Origin of the sequence: Paracoccus jeotgali, assembly GCF_002865605.1 — a bacterium.
GTDB lineage: Bacteria > Pseudomonadota > Alphaproteobacteria > Rhodobacterales > Rhodobacteraceae > Paracoccus > Paracoccus jeotgali.
The window spans coordinates 596,174-614,012 of the sequence record NZ_CP025583.1 but is presented as its reverse complement, the minus strand read 5'-3'; the positions used below and the strand labels follow the sequence as shown (position 1 = coordinate 614,012).

Genomic DNA, 17,839 nt, shown 5'->3' with positions numbered 1-17,839 from the left:
GTCCGCTCGTGCCGCCCCGGCCTAATTGTCCAGCAGGTCTTCCGGCTCGATCTCCTCATCGGGCTTGATCGGCCCGGCGGCGGGTCCGTGGGCAAATCGTTCGGTCAGCGCCGCCTCGAGCTGCTGGTTGATCTGGCGGGTGCGGGCGTTATAGGCCTCGTTCTGCTCGGTCGGGATGTCGGGATTCCACAGCTGCGCCAGATCGCGCAGGCTGGCCCGGTCGATCTTGTAGAAGATCGCCTCGGCCTCATGCGCCTCGTATTCCGAAAATCCTGCGTTTTCAAGAACATAGCGCCCGACCCTCAGGCTGGAATCGAACATCTCGCGGACGATGTGATCGGCCCCTGCCGCATATAGCCGATAGACGGTAAAGCGGTCATGGGCGCGGGCGATGATTTTGATATCGGGGCGTTTTTCGCGGGCGAACTTGACCAGCTTGACGTTGCTGTCGGGGCTGTCCATCGCGGCGACGATGATCTGCGCCTTGTCGATGCCGGCCGCCGACAGGATCTCGGGCCGGGTCGGATCGCCAAAATAGCCTTGAAAGCCAAAGCGGCGCATGGTCTGGATCAGCTTCAGATCGTGGTCGAGGATCGTGGTCTTCAGCCCGGCATAGGTCACCAGCCGGTTGACCACCTGCCCGAACCGCCCGATGCCCGCGATGATGACGGGGCGATCCTCGTTGATCGGCTCGATCCGGTCCAGATTCTCGGCCGATGCCTCGGCCAGCCGGCGCGAGATCGCGTCATTGGCGATGAACAGCAGCGGCGTGGCCAGCATCGACATGGCGATGACCAGCAGGAACCCCTGCGCCAGCCGGTCCGGCAGCACGTTCAGCGCCACCGAATACGAGATCAGCACGAACCCGAACTCACCCGCCTGCGCCAAGGACAGCGTGAACAGCGACCGGTCGCGCGGCGCCATCCCGACAAAGCGCGCGATCAGGTGCAGCACCCCCGCCTTGGCAAGGATCAGCGTCAGAGTCGCGGCAATGACCAGCCCCGGCATCTCGGCGAACAGCCCGAAATCCATGCTCGCGCCGACGGTGATGAAGAACAGCCCCAGCAGCAGCCCCTTGAACGGCTCGATCTGGCTTTCCAGCTCGTGCCGGAACTCGGACCCGGCTAGCATCACCCCGGCGAGAAAGGTCCCGAGCGCGGGCGACAGGCCGACAAAGCTCATCAGCGAGGCGATGCCCACGACGATAAACAGCGCCATGATGGTGTTCATCTCGCGCAGCCGCGCGCTGTGGACAAAGCGGAACAGCGGCCGGATCGCATACATGCCGATCAGGATCACCGTCGCGATGGCCGCCACGATAACCAGCGCCGCCGCCCAGCCCGGCAATTGCGACATGAAGGCATCGCCCACCGAATCCTCGCCCGCCGCCGCCTGCCCCGGCGAGCGCGCCAGCAGCGGCATCAGCGCCAGCATCGGGATGACCGCGATATCCTGCGTCAGCAGCACAGCGAAAGCATCGCGCCCGCCGCGAAAGCGCATCAGGTTCTTTTCCGACAGCGTCTGCAGCACGATCGCGGTCGAACTGACCGACAGGATCATCCCCAGCGCCAGCGCCACCTGCCATTCCTGCCCCGCCGCCATGACCAGGCCAAAGATCAGCCCCGTGGTGCCAAGGATCTGCACCCCGCCCAGCCCGATCAGCCGCTTGCGCATCCCCCACAGCGCCCTCGGTTCAAGCTCGAGCCCGATGATGAACAGCATCATCACCACGCCGAACTCGGCGAAATGCTGCAGGTCGTTCATCTCGCGCCCGGCCACGCCGAGGACCGGGCCGATGACGATTCCGGCCATCAGATAGCCCAGCACCGACCCCAGCCCCATCCGCGTCGACAGCGGCACGGCGACGATCATCGTGAACAGGAAGACTGTCGCGACGAGCAGAAAATCGGACATGCGCCGCTAGCGCCCGTTCAGGATCGGAAGCGAGTAGGCGCGGCCGCCCTTGGAATATTGCAGCCCGCCATTCCCGATCGAGGTGATGTTGCCGCCATTGATCTTGTCGCCCAGACGGACGGTGACGATCTTGCCGTTGCGCAGCCGGACCAGCCCACGGCTTGCCTTGCCCGCGCCCACGGTGCCGATCAGTTGCGTCGCGTTCAGGTCGATGCCCTTGATGGTCGCATTGGCCGCCGCCGCGCCTGCGGCGGCTCCGCCGCTGTTGGCGGCAAGCTCTGGCTCTTCGTCGATCTCGGGGGGGCGGTAGGTCTGGCGCTTGCGGGCGGCGGCGGCGGCTTCGGCCTCGGCCTGGGCGCGGGCGCGGGCCTCGGCGGCGGCCTTGGCCTGCGCCTCGGCCTGCGCGTCGGCGCTGGCGCGGCTGCGGGCGCGCTGCTCGGCCTGACGCTGCAATTCCTCGTCCAGGCGGCGGCGCTCGGCCAGCGCGGCGGCCTCGGCATCCTGCTTGGACGGGCCCGCCTGCGGTTCGGGGGCAAGCGTGCCTTCGGGCGCTGCGGTGCTGGCGGTGGCGGCAGGCGGTGGGGCCTCCGGCGAGGCGGCCGGCGCGCCAGAGCGGCGCAGCGGCCGGGCCGAGGTCCGCAACGGCGTCAGCGCGACCTGCCCCGGCACCGCTGCGGAACTGCTGACGGCCGAGGCGATGGCGGCCTCGACCGCGGCCGAGGTGGCGGGGCTCATTCCTGCCGTACTGGCGCCAGACGCTCCCGCCAGCCCCGAGGGCCGCGCCAGCGGCAGGGCCGAGCGGCGCAAGGGCCCCGTGGGCGCGGTCTGCGGGGTCGCCGCCGGTGTCCCTGCCGCTGCCGGCGCGGCGGTCGAGGCCCGCGCGGCCGGACGCGAGGTTGCTACGGCCTCGGCCACCGCGCTGCTCACCGCGTCGTCGGTCTGCGTGGGCCTGCGCGAGGGCCGCGCCTGCGCCAGCCGGATCTGCGGCAGGGTCTGGACGTGATGCGGCGTCAGCGGCGTCTGCAGCCGTGCCAGCATGGCCGCATGACCCTGCTGTGTGAACAGGCTGAAGCGGATATCGGGCCGGCCCGAAGGCAAGATGAGCGCGGCAGAGGGCTTCGGCGGCGGGCGCGTGCCCGACGGCTCGGGCTGACTGCGGTTCTCGTAAGGCTGCGGGCTGCGCGGAACCGCCGGGCGCGGATCGGGCACGGCCGAGGCGCGCGCCGGGGCGCTGCGCGGCGGCGCGGTCTGCGGCCGGGCCGAACGGCGCAGCGTCGCGCTGTCAGGCGCGCCCGGGCTACGGGCGGCGGTCGAGGCAGGGGCAGCGCTTGCCGGGGCCGCTGTCTCGGCGGCCCGGCTGGCCGGACGGGGTGCGGTCGCCGGGGCTGGTGCTTCGCTGACCGTTGTCGCCGCAGGCGTGCTGCGGGTCAGGCTCGCCGGGCGCGACTTCGGACGCGTAGCGGCTGTGGTCGCAGCCGGGGCTGCCGTGTCGGCCGCCGTGATCTCGGCCGGACGCGGCGGCGGTGCCGCGGCGGAGGCTGGCTCGGAGGTCGCGGTCGAGGCGGTGGCGGCGCTTTCGCCCGTCGCTTCGGGCGCAGCTGTCGCGGTCGGTGTCTGCGCCGTTCGCGACAGGCTGGGCGCGATCAGACGCACTGCCGAATTGACCGCAGCCGCAGGGGGCAGCACGGCGGGCGGCGCGGCAGCAACCTCGCTGGTGGTGCGGATCGCGGGCTGGGGTGCAGGCGCGTCCGGGGCGGTTGCCGCCGGTGCGTTGGGTGCCACAGGCGGTGCCGGGATGACGGTGCCAGCAGGCGCGCTGGTCGCTGTCCGGACCACGGACGGCGTCGTGTTGGTGGTCGCGCTCTGTGTCTCAGGCGTCGCTGTTCCGGCGGGTTGCGGTGCCGGCGTCTGCGCCCGAGGCGCGGCCGGAACCGGCGACGCGTTGACGGCTGTCTGTGTCGCAGGCGTGAACTGGACCGGCGCGGGGGCAGTAGCGGTTTCGGGTGCTTCGGCTACCGGGGCCGCAGACTGCGGAGCGATCTGCGCGACTGGCGCCGCCGCGTCTTGCGACGGCTCTCGGATCATCACCGCCGCGATCCCCAGCCCGAGGATCAGCAGCCCGACCATCGGCAGCGCCGCGCCCAGCCCCGCCCGCCCCGGACGTGCAGGCGCTGTCCGCGCCGGTGCGGCGCCCAGCGGACGGGTCTTGCGGGCGGCCTCGACACGCTCGTGGAAATGCTGAGCACGGCTAGGCAGCGGCTTTTCCTGAGCCATGGCGACCTCCGGTTCCGGAGATGCCGCCGGTGCGGGTTCAGGCGGGGTGTGAGGTCGAGGTGCAGGGGCGTCGCCCGGCAGGACGATCGAGCCGGCGTTGACCAGCTCGGGCATGGGAGCCGTGGGTGGTTTCTCTGCTGCCGCGACGGAGTGGTGATGGCGCGAGATGCGGCTGATCGATGGCGCTGCCGCTGCTGCGGGCGCCGAAATGGCGGTTGCCGTGGCTAGGGGCGTGGTGGCGGCGGCGGGCGCCGAGGGCGGCTCAGGCTTCGCCACCGCTCCACGTGTCGCGGGCGCTGCAGGCAAATCCGAGGCTCCATGCACCGGGGTGGCGGCACGATCTGGCGCTGCGACCGGCGCATGGGATGCCTCCGGCTCTGCCGCTGCTGCGGGCGCCGAGCTTGCCCTGGTCGCTGCTTTGGCCGCGGGCACAGACGCGCCATCTGGGGAGGATGCAGAGGCAGAAGCCGGCCCCGGCTGTTCCGCAACCGCAGGCGCTGCCGCTGATACAGCTTCAGGGGTCGCGTCAGAGGCTGCCGCCCCTGCAGTCGCGGCGGCGGCTTCCTGCGCTGTGGGCTCTGTGGCGGAAAATGATGCTGGGGTCGCCTCAGACTGCCCCTCGGCAACGGGGTCAGCGTCCGCCTTTGCCTCTGCGGCAGGCGCAGTCGCCAAGGCTGCCGCCGGTCCTGCCGCGGATGCGGACGCAGAAGCTGCCTCTGAATTCGCCGGGGCCGTGGGTGGCACAGGCGCAGGCTCTGCCTCTGCGGCAGCGCCCGCCTCCACCTCCGCCTGCGTGATCGCGGCGGCCTGATCCCAGGCGGCGGCCAGGTCGGTGCCGCCGAAATCGGGGGCGCGGGGGAACTGCTCGGGCTGCGGGATGGCCAGGAACCGCTCGGGCGCGAAGCCGTGGCGGACGGCGAAATCCTCGGCCTCTTGCAGGGTCTGCCGCGCCACGGCAGCGATCCGCACCCGCGTGCCCGGCGCGGCCTCGCCGGGAGCGAAGTCATAGGCCAGATCCTCGACCCGGTAGGGCGTCAGCCCGTCCAGACCCTTTTCCAGCGCGTCCTGCGTGTTCGCGGCCACCGGCAGATCCAGCGTCGTGTACAGGATCTGGTCGTCGGGGATCACCAGCGCCAGCGCGCGGGCGTCGGCCCGGCGCAGGCGCTGCACGAAATCGCCCAGGCTGCCGCGCAGATCGGCGTCGAAGGCGGCCCGGCCAAGCTCGACCCAGACGCCTTTCTCGTGACGCAAAAGCTGGACCCCGTCCGGCAGGAAGCCGAGGGCAAAATCGGGCTCGCGCGGCGAAGCCACATGTGTCGTCTGCTCGTTCATTGGCTCTGCCTTGTTCGGCGGGCGTTGTTTTGTTCTGAATAGCCTGAACCGGCTCGCATTGGAAGAACACGCAAGGTTGTGAATGAACAATTCCACCGCCCCCGCGTTGGGCGGCGAGCTTGAAACGGAGAACCTCATGCCAGCCCAGACCTCACCGATCATCCGCCGACTGCTTGCCGGTGGCGCCTGCGCCATGCTGCTGACCTCGCCCGCGCTTGCCATGCCGGGCCAGGGCAAGCACCACAAGATGATGGGGTGCAGCCAGCCCGGCATGCTGACCATCAGCGGCCACGGCGAATCCCGTGTGGCACCCGACCAGCTGATGATCTCGCTGGGCGTCACGACCGAGGCGCCGACCGCGGCCGAGGCGATGCGCGCGAACTCGGAACGCCAGACGGCGGTGATCGACACGCTGAAGCAGGCCGGCATCGGCGAGGATGACATCCAGACCCAGGGCCTGACCCTGAACCCGATGATGAACTACCCCGAGGACGGGACCGCGCCCAGCATCAACGGCTATATGGCGCAGAACCTGCTGACGGTGCGGGTGACGGATATCGCGCGCGCCGGCGAGGTGCTGGACAGCATTGTCGGCGCGGGCGCGAACGAGATGCAGGGCATCCGCTTCATCCGCGACGATTCGCAATCGACCGAGGATGAGGCGCTGACCCGCGCCGTGACCAACGCCACCCACCGCGCCAGCGTGATGGCCGAGGCCGCCGGGGTGCAGCTTGGCCCGATCCTGCGGATGGGCGAGCCGGACAACAGCATGGCGCCCCCGGCGCCGGTGATGATGCGGGCGATGGATGCCGGGGCCGAGAACAAGAGCATCCCGGTCGAGGGCGGCGAGGTGGCATTCACCGCCGATGTCGAGGTGACCTTTGCGCTGTCGGGCGGCGACTGCGCCATGCCGCATTGGCGCGGCAAGAACATGCGCAAGCCGGGCCAGCCGGGGCCGAAGGGCGGGGTTGCGCCGACTGAAATGCCGGTCTCTCCCATCCCCTCTGCCGGGATGACGGGCGATGCCCCGGCCGGACAGGATCAGCCGGCGAGCGCGATGGATGAGGCCAAGCCCGCCGACACCGCGCAGCCTGACGCGAAAGCGCCTGTGATCACGCCGGCACCGGCGGGTGAGGCAGCGCCGGGGGCTGACACGTCTGCGGCCGAGGCTGCGCCCGCTGCGACCACTCCGGCGGCGGATGCGCCGGCTGCGGATGCGCCTGCGGCGGATGCGCCTGCGACGGATACTCCCGCGTCGGATACCCCTCCTGGAATGGCGGACGCGCCGAGCGACGCCGCGGCGCAGGACGCTCAGCCCGAGACTCCGGAAGCGGACAGCGGCGATGCGGCGAGCGATGCGGATGCGCCTTCGGCCAGCAACCCGGTCGCGCCTGCGAACTGATAGCTGCGATCCAGAGCGAAATGAAAAACCCCCGGCAGCGATGCCGGGGGTTTGTTTTACTCCGCGTGCGACGTCAGCTCGCCGCGCTCAGCGCCTGATCGAGATCGGCGATCAGATCGTCCGCATCCTCGACGCCGATGGACAGCCGCACCACATCCGGCCCGGCACCCGAGGCGATCTTCTGCTCGTCGCTCAGCTGGCTGTGGGTGGTCGAGGCGGAATGGATCACCAGCGAGCGCGCATCGCCCAGATTGGCGACATGGCTGAACAGCTTGAGGTTCCCGACCAGCTTCACCGCCGCGTCATAGCCCCCCTTCAGCGAGAAGGTGAACAGCCCGCCCACGCCCTTGGGATACAGCCGCTTGGCGCGGTCATGCCAGGGCGACGAGGCCAGCCCGGAATGGCTGACCGAGGTCACGCGGGGATCGGCCTCCAGCCACTCGGCGACCTTCTGGGCGTTCTCGACATGGCGGGGCATCCGCAGGGCCAGCGTCTCGATCCCCATCAGCGTGTAATGCGCGCCTTGCGGGTTCATGGTCATGCCCAGGTCGCGCAGACCGATGGCGATGCCGTGGAAGGTAAAGGCCATGGGCCCCAACGCCTTGTGGAACTGCAGCCCGTGATAGGCCGGCTCTGGCGCCGACAGCGACGGGAACTTGTCCGAGGCCGACCAGTCGAAGCGCCCGCTGTCCACGACCACGCCGCCGGTCACGGTGCCGTTGCCGGTCATGTATTTGGTCAGGCTGTGGACGACCAGCGTCGCCCCCATCTCGATCGGGCGGCACAGATAAGGGGTGGCCAGCGTGTTGTCCACGATCAGCGGAATCCCTGCCGCGTCGGCGATGGCGGCGATGGCCGGAATGTCGGTCGGATAGCCGGCGGGGTTCGAGATCGACTCGCAGAAGATCGCGCGGGTGTCGTCGTCGATGGCCGCCTTGACCGCCTCGGGATCGTCCAGATCGACGAATTTGCAGCCCCAGCCAAAGCGCTTGATGCTCTGGCTGAACTGGGTGATCGTGCCGCCATAGAGCCGGTTTGACGCGACGATGTTCAGCCCCGGACCCATTAGCGGAAACAGCGCGAGGATCTGCGCGGCATGGCCGGACGAGCAGCAGACCGCCCCGGCCCCGCCTTCCAGATCCGCGATGCGGGCCTGCAGTGCGCCCACCGTGGGGTTGGTCAGCCGCGAATAGATGAAGCCCACCTCTTTCAACGCGAACAGGTTGGCGGCGTGTTCGGCGTCGCGAAATACATAGGCGGTCGTCTGATAGATCGGCACCTGCCGCGCCCCGGTGGCGGGATCGGCGGGGGTGCCGGCGTGGACGGCGCGGGTATCGAAGCCCAACTGGTCGGTCATGATGTTCCTCTCTGTCTTTGCGGGCGCAGCTTACGCGCGATCGGCGCGGGTGCAACGCCCAACCGCCCCCGGCTGGCCCGATTGCCACAGCGGCGCGGGCCGCCACCGGCCTCGGCTTTCCAAGCGCAGCGGCCAGGGCTAAGAAGCCCCTGCATCAAGGAGAGTCGCACATGTCCGACCTGCCCGGAATCCGTCCTCAGCCCGGCATCATGGAAATCGCGCTGTATCAGGGCGGTGCCGCGCATATCGCGGGCCGCGACAGCGTCGTGAAATTGTCCTCGAACGAGAACCCCTATGGCCCCTCGGACAAGGCGCGCGAGGCGGCGGTGCGCGCCACCCATCAGATGCACCGCTATCCCGTCACCGACCATCTTGGCCTGCGGACCGCGATTGCCGAGGTCCACGGCATCGACCCCGACCGGGTGATCTGCGGCGCCGGCTCGGACGAGGTGCTGCAATTCGCCACCCAGTGCTTTGCCGGGCCGGGGGACGAGGTCATCATGACCCAGCACGGGTTTTCGATGTATCCGATCCTGACGCTGGCCGCGGGCGCGACGCCGGTCGTCGTGGCCGAACAGGCTCGCCGCGTCGATCCCGATGCGGTGCTGGCGGCGGTGACCCCGCGCACGCGGATCGTGTTCCTGACCAACCCCGGCAACCCCACCGGCACCATGCTGGAGGCGGATCAGCTTCGGCATCTGGCCGAGGGGCTGCCCGCCCATGTGCTGCTGGTTCATGACGGCGCCTATGCCGAGTTCGCGGATGACGGCTTTCGCGCCGATCTGGATCTGGTCGAGGCGTTCCCGAACGTGCTGGCCACCCGGACATTCTCCAAGATCTACGGGCTGGGCGGGCTGCGGATCGGCTGGGGCTATGCCAGCCCGGATCTGATCGGCGTGATGAACCGCGTGCGCCAGCCTTTCAACCTGTCCACCGTCCAGCTTGCCGCCGCCGAGGCCGCGATGCGCGACCGCGCCCATGTCGAACGCTGCCGTAGCGAGAACGCGAAATGGCGCGACTGGCTGACCGCCGCCCTGCGCGATCTGGGGCTGGGTTGCGATGACAGCCGGGCGAATTTCGTGCTCGCCCGCTTCCCCGATCAGGCGACCGCCCATGCCTGCGACGACGCGCTGAAAGAGGACGGGCTGATCGTGCGCCGAGTCGGCGGTTACGGCCTGCCCGAGGCGCTGCGTATCACCATCGGCGACGAGGCCGCCTGCCGCCGCGTCGCCCATGTCATCGGCCGCTTCATGGCCGAAAGGAACCGCACGTGAGTGTCGTCTATGACAAGGTCGCGCTGATCGGGCTGGGGCTGATCGCGGGGTCAATCTCGCTCGCCGCGCGCGAGGCGGGTGTGGCCGGTCGGATCAGCGGCACCTCGCGCAGCGCCAAGACGCGGGCGGCGGCGCGCGATATCGGACTGGTGGACGAGGTCGCGGACAATGCGGCGGGCGCGGTGCGGGGCGCCGATCTGGTGATCCTCTGCGTGCCGGTGGGCGCGATGGGCCGCGCCATGGCCGAAATCGCGCCGCATCTCAAGCCGGGCGCGGTCGTCACCGATGTCGGCTCGGTCAAGCAAGAGGTCATCGCCCAGGTCACGCCGCATCTGCCCGATCATGTCCATTTCATCCCCGGCCATCCGCTGGCCGGGACCGAACATTCCGGGCCGCTGTCGGGCTTTGCCGAGCTGTTCCAGAACCGCTGGTGGCTGCTGACCCCCCTGCCCGACTGCGATCCGGGCGAGCTGTCGCGCCTGCGCCGCTTCATCCGCGCGCTTGGCGCCAATATCGAGGATATGGACCCCGCCCATCACGATCTGGTGCTGGCGGTGACCAGCCACACGCCGCACCTGATCGCCTATACGATGGTCGGCGTGGCCGATCACCTCAAGCGGGTGACGGAATCCGAGATCATCAAATACTCCGCCGCCGGTTTTCGCGACTTCACCCGGATCGCGGCGTCCGACCCGACCATGTGGCGCGACGTATTCCTGACCAACAAGGACGCGGTTCTGGATATCCTCGGCCGCTTCACCGAGGAGCTGTTCGTGCTGCAACGCGCCATCCGCATGGGCGACGGCGACCAGTTGCACGACTATTTCACCCGCACCCGCGCCATCCGCCGTGGCATCATCGAGGCCGGGCAGGACACCTCGGCCCCGGATTTCGGGCGCAGCGTCAAGCCGACGCCGCCGCGGTCCGAGTAGTCAGGTTCAAATAGCCGGCCTTCAGATCAGGCCGGCAGCGCGGAAATCTGTCAGCAGGTCGCGTTCGGGACGGGCGCCGACATGGCCGATCACCTCGGACGCGGCCATGACGCCCATGCGCCCGGCGGTTTCCAGATCGATGCCCGAGGCGAGGCCAAAGATCAGCCCGGCCGCGAACTGGTCGCCGGCCCCGGTGGCATCGACCGGGGTGACGCGATGGACCGGCACCTCGACCCGGTTGCCGTCGCGGATCAGCAGCGCGGACTCGCCCGAGCGGGTGCAGATGACGGTCCGGCAATCCGCCGCCGCCAGCCGCAGCGCCTCGTCCAGATCGGTCTGATACAGCGCCTCCCACTCATGGGCGTTGCCGATGACGTAATCCATCGACCCGGCGACCAGACGGCGGAAATCCTCGCGGTGGCGGTCGACGCAGAACGGGTCCGACAGCGCGATCCCGGCCTGCCCGCCGGCCCGGTGGCAGGCATCGGTGGCGGCCAGAAAGGCGGATTTTCCGGCCGGCTTGTCGAACAGATAGCCTTCCAGAAACAGCCATTTGTTGCCCTGAAACACCGCCTCATCGACATCGTCCGGGCCGAGATTGGCCGAGATGCCCAGATAGGTGTTCATGGACCGCTCGCCATCCGGCGTCACCAGAATGATCGAGCGCGAGGTCGGCAGCGCCCCGCCCGGCACCGGCGCGTTGATGAAGCGCGTGCCCTCGGCCTCGGTCTCATGCGCATAGGACCGGCCCAGTTCGTCATCGGCGACGCGGCCGATGAAGCCGGTCTTCAGTCCCATCCGGCCGATCCCGGCCAGCGTGTTGGCGACCGAGCCGCCCGGCACAAGCTGCCCGCGCCCGCGCCGCGCCTGCTGGGCCAGCAGATATTCCGACCGCTCACGCTCGACCAGCTGCATGATGCCCTTTTGCACGCCGATCTCGGCCAGATCGGCCTCGGGGATGGGCGCGATGATGTCCATCACGGCGTTGCCGATACCGATGACGTCAAATCCGCTCATGCGGTCTTCTCCTCATAAGGGCACAGATCGTTGATCGGGCAGATCGGGCAGCGCGGGCGGCGCGCCTGGCAGATATAGCGGCCATGCAGGATCAGCCAGTGATGGGCGTTCTGCTGGAACTCGGCCGGGATGTTGTCCTCGATCCCGCGCTCGACCTCGTCCACATCACGGCCCGGCGCGATGCGGGTGCGGTTGCAGACGCGGAAGATATGGGTGTCCACCGCCTGCGCCGGCTGGCCGAAGACGCAGTTGAGGATCACATTCGCCGTCTTGCGCCCGACCCCCGGCAGCGACATCAGCGCGGCCCGGCTGGACGGCACCTGACCGCCGTAATCATCGACAAGGATCTGCGACATGCGGATCACGTTCTGCGCCTTTTGCCGGAACAGCCCGATGGTCTTGATCGCCTCGGTCAGCCCGTCCTGCCCAAGCTCCAGCATCTGCTGCGGGGTGTGGATGCGGTCGAACAGGTCCTCGGTCGCGCGGTTCACGCCGGCATCGGTCGATTGCGCCGACAGCGCCACCGCGACCAGCAGTTGATAGGGATTCTGGTGCTGCAATTCCGTGACCGGCGCGGGATTGGCGTCGCGCAGCCGCGAAAAGATCGCGACCTGGGTCTGGTAGGGCAAGGGGGCGGGCAGTCGGGCCATGGCGGCCTAATTGCCCGTCCCGGCCGGGGCTTGCAAGGGAGGATAACGGGTTACGAGATCGGCCGCGCGGGCATCGCGGCCGCCATCGGCTGCGCGGCATGGCGCGGCGCGCGGTTGGCATGGGCGCTGAGGCGGATTTCGGCGTCCGCGACCAGATCCGACTGGCACGCGCCCGAGGGCAGCGCCGCCACCGCATCGGCAAATCCCGCGCAATCTTGCGACAGCGAGACCATCGCCGCCCGCCCATCCGGCGCCTCGGGCGCTCCGTCGGGGCGCGAGGCCATCGCCAGCCCCATGCCGTTCAGCGCCGCCGCCAGCCGCGGCACCGTCACCCGTCCGCGGCGGTCGCGGTGCCGGTCGAACCCGTCCGCCCCGCGCGCATAGGAATAGGTGGCCAGCAGCTTCTCGCCCGCCTCAAGGCCAAAGCCGTTCAGCCGCGCGATGGTCGCCTCGTCCATGCCAAGGTTCATGCCGCCCTCGGTCGCGTCGTCCAGACGCACCGTCACCACACGCTCGGAATAGCCGGGCAGCATCGCCTGCAGCCGGTCCTGCCAATCCTTCGCGGTGTTGAGGATCGCGAACATGAAATCGCCCAGACCCCGCACCGGGATCACCGGCAGATCGGTGCTTTGGACGCTGTGGCGCGGCAGATCGGTGCGCTCATCCCCGTGCCGCGCCGGGTCATAGCTGCCAAGCGCGATGCCGAAGGTCGGCCGGCGCGGCAGCAGCGCGTCGAAGAAATGGATCGGAAAGTTCGACGAGATCCCCCCGTCCGAGAACAGGCAGCGGCTGATCCGGCCCGCCATCTCGCCCCGCGCGGTCACCACCCGCACCTGATCGTCGTACCGATACAGCGGCACCGCCTGCAGCAGCCCCGGAAAGCTCAGCGACATTCGCGCCACCAGCAGCACCGGAAAGGCGTCGCGGGCGGGCAGCGGATAAAGGTCGGCGGGCGCATCCTGCCCGTGATTGAGCGGGTCGTGCCCCGCCGTCAGCGCATCAAGGAAATGCGGCGGGAACAGGCGCTGCCACTCGGCCAGGCTGAACCAGTGGATATTGGTCAGCATCGGCAGTTGATAGGGCCGCCCCGAGGACAGGTCGGTCGTCATCGCCGCCAGCGTGATCCCGTGCCGCCCCAGATCGCCCACGGTCAGCGGCGGGCCGGTCTGAGTCCGGCCGGCGAGGTCTTCGATATGGCGGATCATCCAGTCGGTCAGCGCCGGGTCGTCATGGCCGGGCTGGGTGATGCCGGGGCAGATGCCGAAATCCGCAGCCGGCAGATCGCGCAGCACCAGCCGCGCCAGCCACCAGACCAGGAACACGACCAGCAGGATCAGCGTCGCCAGCACCACCGACACCCCCAGCCAGACCGAGCCCGCACGCAGCGCCAGCACCAGCCCCAGCACCGCCACGGCCCCGGCGAGTGCCAGCGGCCAGCGCAGCACATGCAGCAGCGCCCCCGCCAACCCCTGCCCCGAAGTCCGCGCGATCAGCAGCGCGAACAGGGGCCGAAAGCGCGGGCTGGGCTGGAACAGGGTTTTCAGCTTGCGCGCCAGTTCGGCGGCCAGCGCGGACATGGCCTGAAACCCCGCCATGTCATGGCCGCCCCGCTCTTGGCGCTGATACTCGGCGGCGGCGGCGAAACAGGCGGCGATGGCCCCGGCAGAGGACCCGCCGATGCTGCGCAACCGATAATCCTGCGCCAGCTTGACGATCGCGCCGGGATAGACCACGCCCGAGGTGATCCCCCCCTTCATGATCAGATCGCATTGCTGCATCTCGCCCGGTTCGGGCGCGGGAACGGGTGCAGGATCGGACGTGGGCGAATGGTCGGCGAGCGGCATGATCCTCTCCTCTCCGAAGCGCCTGTCGCGGGCGCAGGGTTCAGCATGACACCCGCCTCGCGACCGGGCAAGCGGAACGCGCGCGCGTCGCTCAGCAGGAATTGACCGGGTTTCAGCGGTTTAGGACTGGTGCAGGACTGCAACATGCTGGGAATGGCTCGGAACCTGTGCGACGGTGCCCGCGTTCGCAGTCCGGGGCGTGCCGCCACGGCACTCACAATACTGAACTGAAAGGTTATCGAATGAAAATGCGAGTTTCGCTTATGATCGGCGCGGCGGGTGTGATGGCGCTTGGCGCATGTGCACCGGATGGCACCATGGGCACCAGCCTCGACAAGACGCAGCAGGGCGCGCTTGCCGGCGCGGCCCTTGGCGGTGTTCTGGGCGCCACCCGCGATTCCGACAAGAACAACAAGGGCAAGGATTTCGTCAAGGGCGCGCTGGTCGGCGCGGCTGCCGGCGCGGTCGTCGGCAATATTCTGGAGCAGCAGGAAAAGCAGCTGCGGCAGGTGATGACCTCGCCGGGCGTGCAGATCATCAACCGCGGCGACTATCTGCAGGTGCTGATGCCCTCGGGTCTGCTGTTCGCGACCGACAGTGCCGCCGTCTCGGGTCAGGCGCAGAACGACCTGTATGGCCTGGCGCGCAGCTTGCAGCAATACCCGAACAGCCGGGTCGAGATCTATGGCCACACCGATTCGACCGGTCGCGCCGCCTATAACCAGGACCTGTCGCAGCGTCGCGCGCAGTCGGTCGGCGGTATCCTGACCGCGGCGGGCGTGTCCTCGGCGCGTCTCAGCATGGTCGGCCGCGGGCAGACCCAGCCCATCGCGTCGAACGATACCGATGCGGGCCGACAGCAGAACCGCCGGGTCGAGATCCTGATCCGTCCCACGCGCTAAGCCTCGGCAAGCGTGAACGGGAAAGGCCGGGCCAAGCGCCCGGCCTTTCCTATTGACGGCTTGGGCCGTGTTTTCCAATGGAAAAGGCCCGGCGCTATTCAGCGGCCGGGCCTTGTCTCGTCGTTGGACGACCGATCAGTGCAGACGGGCCGAGACCTCGTCGATCGCCGCGTCGATGCCGGCGCTGCGGTCGGACATGACGCCCTGCTGGCGCAGAACCTCGCTCGCGGCGGCAATGGCGGTCTGCACGGCGCTGTTGCGAACCGCGCGCACGGCCTCGTTTTCCGCCGAGGCGATCTGATCCTCGGCCGCTTTCAGGCGACGCTGGATCGAGGCGGCCAGATCGGCCTTGGCCTTGTCGGCCTGGGCAATCGCCTCGCGCTTGGCGTTGGCGACGATCTCGTCGGCCTGAGTCTTCACGTCGCGCTGGCGACGCTCATACGAGGCATAGACCTCTTGCGCTTCCTCGCGCAGGCGGCGGGCCTCTTCCAGATCGGCGCGAATGCCCTCGGCGCGCTTGTCCAGCAAGCCACCGATCAGCTGCGGCACCCGGAAATAGACCAAGATGCCGATGAACAGCAGGAAGCCCAGCAGCACCACGAAATCGGTGTTGCGCAGGCTGAAGAACGGACCCGTCGCCGCCAATGCCGGCGAGGCGGCCAGCGACAGCAATAGAGCGAGTTTTTTCATCATGCGGCCCCTTTCAGACGCGAGTCGACGGCCGCATCGATGGCGCTGTCCTCGGCCTTGCCGCCGAATTTGCGCACCAGCTCGGCGGTGACGTCACGCGCGACGCTGCGGGCGTCGGCGGTGGCGCTGTCACGAATGGCACCGATCCGCTTTTCCGATTCCGCCGTCCGCGCGGCGATTTCGGCATCCGCCTTGGCGATGGCCGCGTCCAATTCCTTCTGGATATCGGCCTTCTGGGCGGCGATGATCTTGCCGGCCTCGGTCCGCGCATCGGCCAGCGCCTTGTCATAGGCGGCCTCGGCGTCCTTGGCTTTTTTCTTGTAGTCCTCGGCCTGCATCAGATCGCCGGTGATGGCGCCCTGACGGTCCGAGATGACCGCGTCGATCCGCGGCAGCGCCACCTTGGACATGACCCAATACAGCACCGCCAGCGTCACCAGCAGCCAGAAGATCTGGTTGCCAAAGGTCGTGACATCCAGCTGGGGCATCCCGCCCGAGCTGACCGCCGCATCGGCCACATGGCCGGCATCGGGCGTCACCACGACCACCCCTGCCCCCGGATCGGCCGTCAGGACGGCTGCGTCGGGATTGGCGGGCGGCGTCAGGGTTTCGGTTTCGACGACCGTAACGGCCGCATCTTGCAACAGGCTGAACATGTCTTACCTCTGGCCGTTCAAGTCACAATCGGATGGGGGCCTGGCCCCCATCCAACCGCAAGGATGGCAGGGGATCAGACTGCGAACAGCAGCAGCAGAGCGACCAGGAACGAGAAGATGCCCAGGGCTTCGGCGAAGGCCATGCCGATGAACAGCGTCGCGGTCTGCGAAGCGGCGGCCGAAGGGTTGCGCAGCGCGCCCGACAGGTAGTTGCCGGCGACGTTGCCCACCCCGATGGCGGCGCCCGCCATACCGATGCACGCGAGGCCTGCGCCCAGATACTGACCCATTTGTTCCATGTTTCTTGCTCCTTGAGGCTATGGAATGGTTTGGTTTTCGGTCTGACCCTGCCGGCCCGTCAGTGCGACGGGTGCAGCGCGTCCTTGAGATAGACGCAGGTCAGGATGGTAAAGACATAGGCCTGGATCAGCGCGACAAGCACCTCCAGGGCGAAGATGCCGGTGATGCCCAGGATCGACAGCGGCGTGACCAGCACCCCGATCAGCGGGCTGATGACCAGCATCGCGCCGAACGCGGCAAAGACCTTGAGCACGGCGTGACCGGCCATGATGTTGCCGGCAAGACGAATGGAGTGGCTGACCGGGCGCACGAAATACGAGATCAGCTCGATCACCGCCAGCACCGGACGCAGCGCCAGCGGCGCCGAGTTCACCCAGAACAGCCCCAGGAAGCTGGCGCCGTTCTTGACGAAGCCCAGAATGGTGACGCCCAGGAACACCATCAGCGCCAGCACCGCCGTCACCGCGATCTGCGAGGTGGGCGAGAAGCTTTTCGGCAGCAGGGCCAGGAAGTTGGCGAAGACGATGAAGCTGAACAGCGTCATGATATAGGGGAAATAGCGCAGCCCCTCCTTGCCGGTGACGTCCTCGACCATCTTGTGGATCATGCCGTACATCATCTCGGCGATGGACTGGGCGCGGCTGGGGATGATGGCGCGGCCACGGGTGCCGAAGACCAGCAGGGCCACGATGGCCAGCAGCGTCAGGCCCAGCCACAGCGTCGCGTTGGTCGGCGTATACCAATGGACAGCGCCGTCCCCGAACAGCGGCTTGACCACGAACTGATCCATCGGGTGAAAGGTAAGGCCGGCTTCTGCTTGGGTCGCCACGTTCGTCATCCCTCGTCCTTGGGCAGGTCGCCCTGCATGTCCCTGGCAGCCTTGCGCTGCATGTCCTGCGCGGTGCCGAGCATCACCTTGATACCGGCCGCCAGCCCCGCCAGCAGGAACAGGATCAGAAAGATCGGCAGCGTGCCGAACAACCGATCCAGCCCATAGCCGATGCCGAACCCGATCCCGAGCCCGGTCACCAGCTCGATCACCATGCGCCACGCGGTTTCGGCGTGGTGCATCGTCACCGATGCCTGCGAGGGCGGCTTGGGCGTGTTGAGCCGGGCCAGACGCTCTTCAAGCTGCCGCAGCCGTTCAGGATCGGGCGCAGCGTCGTCGCGGTCGGGCAAGGTTCACACCCCTGTCATCTTCGGGGGCGGTGATAGGTGGCAACCCACCCCGAGTCAAGCCATCCTGCTGCATCTGCAACTTACGGATTTAACTCGTTATTTTTTGCGCACTCGCC

General features: G+C 68.5%; 15 protein-coding genes. 4 read left to right on the top strand and 11 right to left on the bottom strand.

Going from position 1 to position 17,839, the window contains the following annotated elements; all coding sequences use genetic code 11:
* Window positions 1-21: 21 nt before the first annotated feature.
* Entirely contained in the window at window positions 22-1,914 is a 1,893-nt protein-coding gene (locus CYR75_RS03095; protein ID WP_101498802.1) for a monovalent cation:proton antiporter-2 (CPA2) family protein, read from the bottom strand.
* 6 nt (window positions 1,915-1,920) lie between these two features.
* Window positions 1,921-5,520 (bottom strand): hypothetical protein, encoded by a 3,600-nt coding sequence (locus tag CYR75_RS15940; protein WP_158644561.1) that lies wholly within the window; start codon window positions 5,518-5,520, stop codon window positions 1,921-1,923.
* A gap of 82 nt (window positions 5,521-5,602) precedes the next feature.
* Between CYR75_RS15940 and CYR75_RS03080 the strand changes: the two genes are divergently transcribed.
* Complete coding sequence (locus CYR75_RS03080; RefSeq protein WP_101498800.1) at window positions 5,603-6,922, top strand: SIMPL domain-containing protein; 1,320 nt, start codon at window positions 5,603-5,605, stop codon at window positions 6,920-6,922.
* Window positions 6,923-6,995: 73 nt separating this feature from the next.
* Here the strand turns inward: CYR75_RS03080 and CYR75_RS03075 are convergent, their stop codons facing one another.
* Window positions 6,996-8,279, bottom strand: coding sequence for an O-acetylhomoserine aminocarboxypropyltransferase/cysteine synthase family protein (locus tag CYR75_RS03075; RefSeq protein ID WP_192876676.1), 1,284 nt, complete (start codon window positions 8,277-8,279; stop codon window positions 6,996-6,998).
* Window positions 8,280-8,449: 170 nt separating this feature from the next.
* On the opposite strand from CYR75_RS03075, the gene hisC reads away from it, so the two are divergent.
* Both hisC and CYR75_RS03065 read left to right on the top strand, forming a co-directional pair.
* The gene (hisC, locus tag CYR75_RS03070; protein ID WP_101498798.1) at window positions 8,450-9,553 is read left to right on the top strand and encodes a histidinol-phosphate transaminase; all 1,104 of its coding nucleotides are present in this window, start codon (window positions 8,450-8,452) and stop codon (window positions 9,551-9,553) included.
* On the top strand, window positions 9,550-10,485 hold the full coding sequence (locus CYR75_RS03065; RefSeq protein WP_101498797.1) for a prephenate/arogenate dehydrogenase family protein: 936 nt from the start codon (window positions 9,550-9,552) through the stop codon (window positions 10,483-10,485). Before hisC ends, CYR75_RS03065 begins: the two co-directional genes overlap by 4 nt.
* 21 nt (window positions 10,486-10,506) lie before the next feature.
* On the opposite strand, the gene CYR75_RS03060 is transcribed toward CYR75_RS03065, so the two are convergent.
* From CYR75_RS03060 to CYR75_RS03050, 3 genes are read right to left on the bottom strand one after another with little or no spacing between them, the layout of a single operon-like run.
* Window positions 10,507-11,502, bottom strand: coding sequence for an adenosine kinase (locus tag CYR75_RS03060; protein WP_101498796.1), 996 nt, complete (start codon window positions 11,500-11,502; stop codon window positions 10,507-10,509).
* Window positions 11,499-12,143 (bottom strand): endonuclease III, encoded by a 645-nt coding sequence (nth, locus tag CYR75_RS03055; protein ID WP_376780303.1) that lies wholly within the window; start codon window positions 12,141-12,143, stop codon window positions 11,499-11,501. The genes CYR75_RS03060 and nth overlap by 4 nt, the downstream gene beginning before the upstream one ends.
* 59 nt (window positions 12,144-12,202) lie before the next feature.
* Window positions 12,203-13,996, bottom strand: coding sequence for a patatin-like phospholipase domain-containing protein (locus CYR75_RS03050; protein ID WP_101498794.1), 1,794 nt, complete (start codon window positions 13,994-13,996; stop codon window positions 12,203-12,205).
* 248 nt (window positions 13,997-14,244) lie between these two features.
* Here CYR75_RS03050 and CYR75_RS03045 point away from each other — a divergent pair, with 248 nt between their 5' ends.
* On the top strand, window positions 14,245-14,898 hold the full coding sequence (locus CYR75_RS03045; RefSeq protein WP_318778994.1) for an OmpA family protein: 654 nt from the start codon (window positions 14,245-14,247) through the stop codon (window positions 14,896-14,898).
* Window positions 14,899-15,033: 135 nt separating this feature from the next.
* Here CYR75_RS03045 and CYR75_RS03040 read toward each other — a convergent pair whose 3' ends face one another.
* The 5 genes from CYR75_RS03040 to CYR75_RS03020 all read right to left on the bottom strand — a co-directional run bounded on the left by CYR75_RS03040 (window position 15,034) and on the right by CYR75_RS03020 (window position 17,723).
* The gene (locus tag CYR75_RS03040) at window positions 15,034-15,588 is read right to left on the bottom strand and encodes a F0F1 ATP synthase subunit B (RefSeq protein ID WP_101500834.1); all 555 of its coding nucleotides are present in this window, start codon (window positions 15,586-15,588) and stop codon (window positions 15,034-15,036) included.
* The gene (locus CYR75_RS03035) at window positions 15,588-16,244 is read right to left on the bottom strand and encodes a F0F1 ATP synthase subunit B' (protein WP_101498792.1); all 657 of its coding nucleotides are present in this window, start codon (window positions 16,242-16,244) and stop codon (window positions 15,588-15,590) included. The genes CYR75_RS03040 and CYR75_RS03035 overlap by 1 nt, the downstream gene beginning before the upstream one ends.
* Window positions 16,245-16,318: 74 nt before the next feature.
* Window positions 16,319-16,543, bottom strand: coding sequence for a F0F1 ATP synthase subunit C (locus CYR75_RS03030; RefSeq protein ID WP_101498791.1), 225 nt, complete (start codon window positions 16,541-16,543; stop codon window positions 16,319-16,321).
* A 59-nt stretch (window positions 16,544-16,602) separates the two neighbouring features.
* A complete protein-coding gene (locus tag CYR75_RS03025) occupies window positions 16,603-17,382 on the bottom strand; it encodes a F0F1 ATP synthase subunit A (RefSeq protein WP_101498790.1) in 780 nt (259 codons plus the stop codon).
* Window positions 17,379-17,723 carry an AtpZ/AtpI family protein gene (locus tag CYR75_RS03020; RefSeq protein WP_225972814.1) on the bottom strand — a complete coding sequence of 115 codons (345 nt, stop codon included), beginning with the start codon at window positions 17,721-17,723 and terminating at the stop codon, window positions 17,379-17,381. The genes CYR75_RS03025 and CYR75_RS03020 overlap by 4 nt, the downstream gene beginning before the upstream one ends.
* Window positions 17,724-17,839 lie beyond the last annotated feature (116 nt).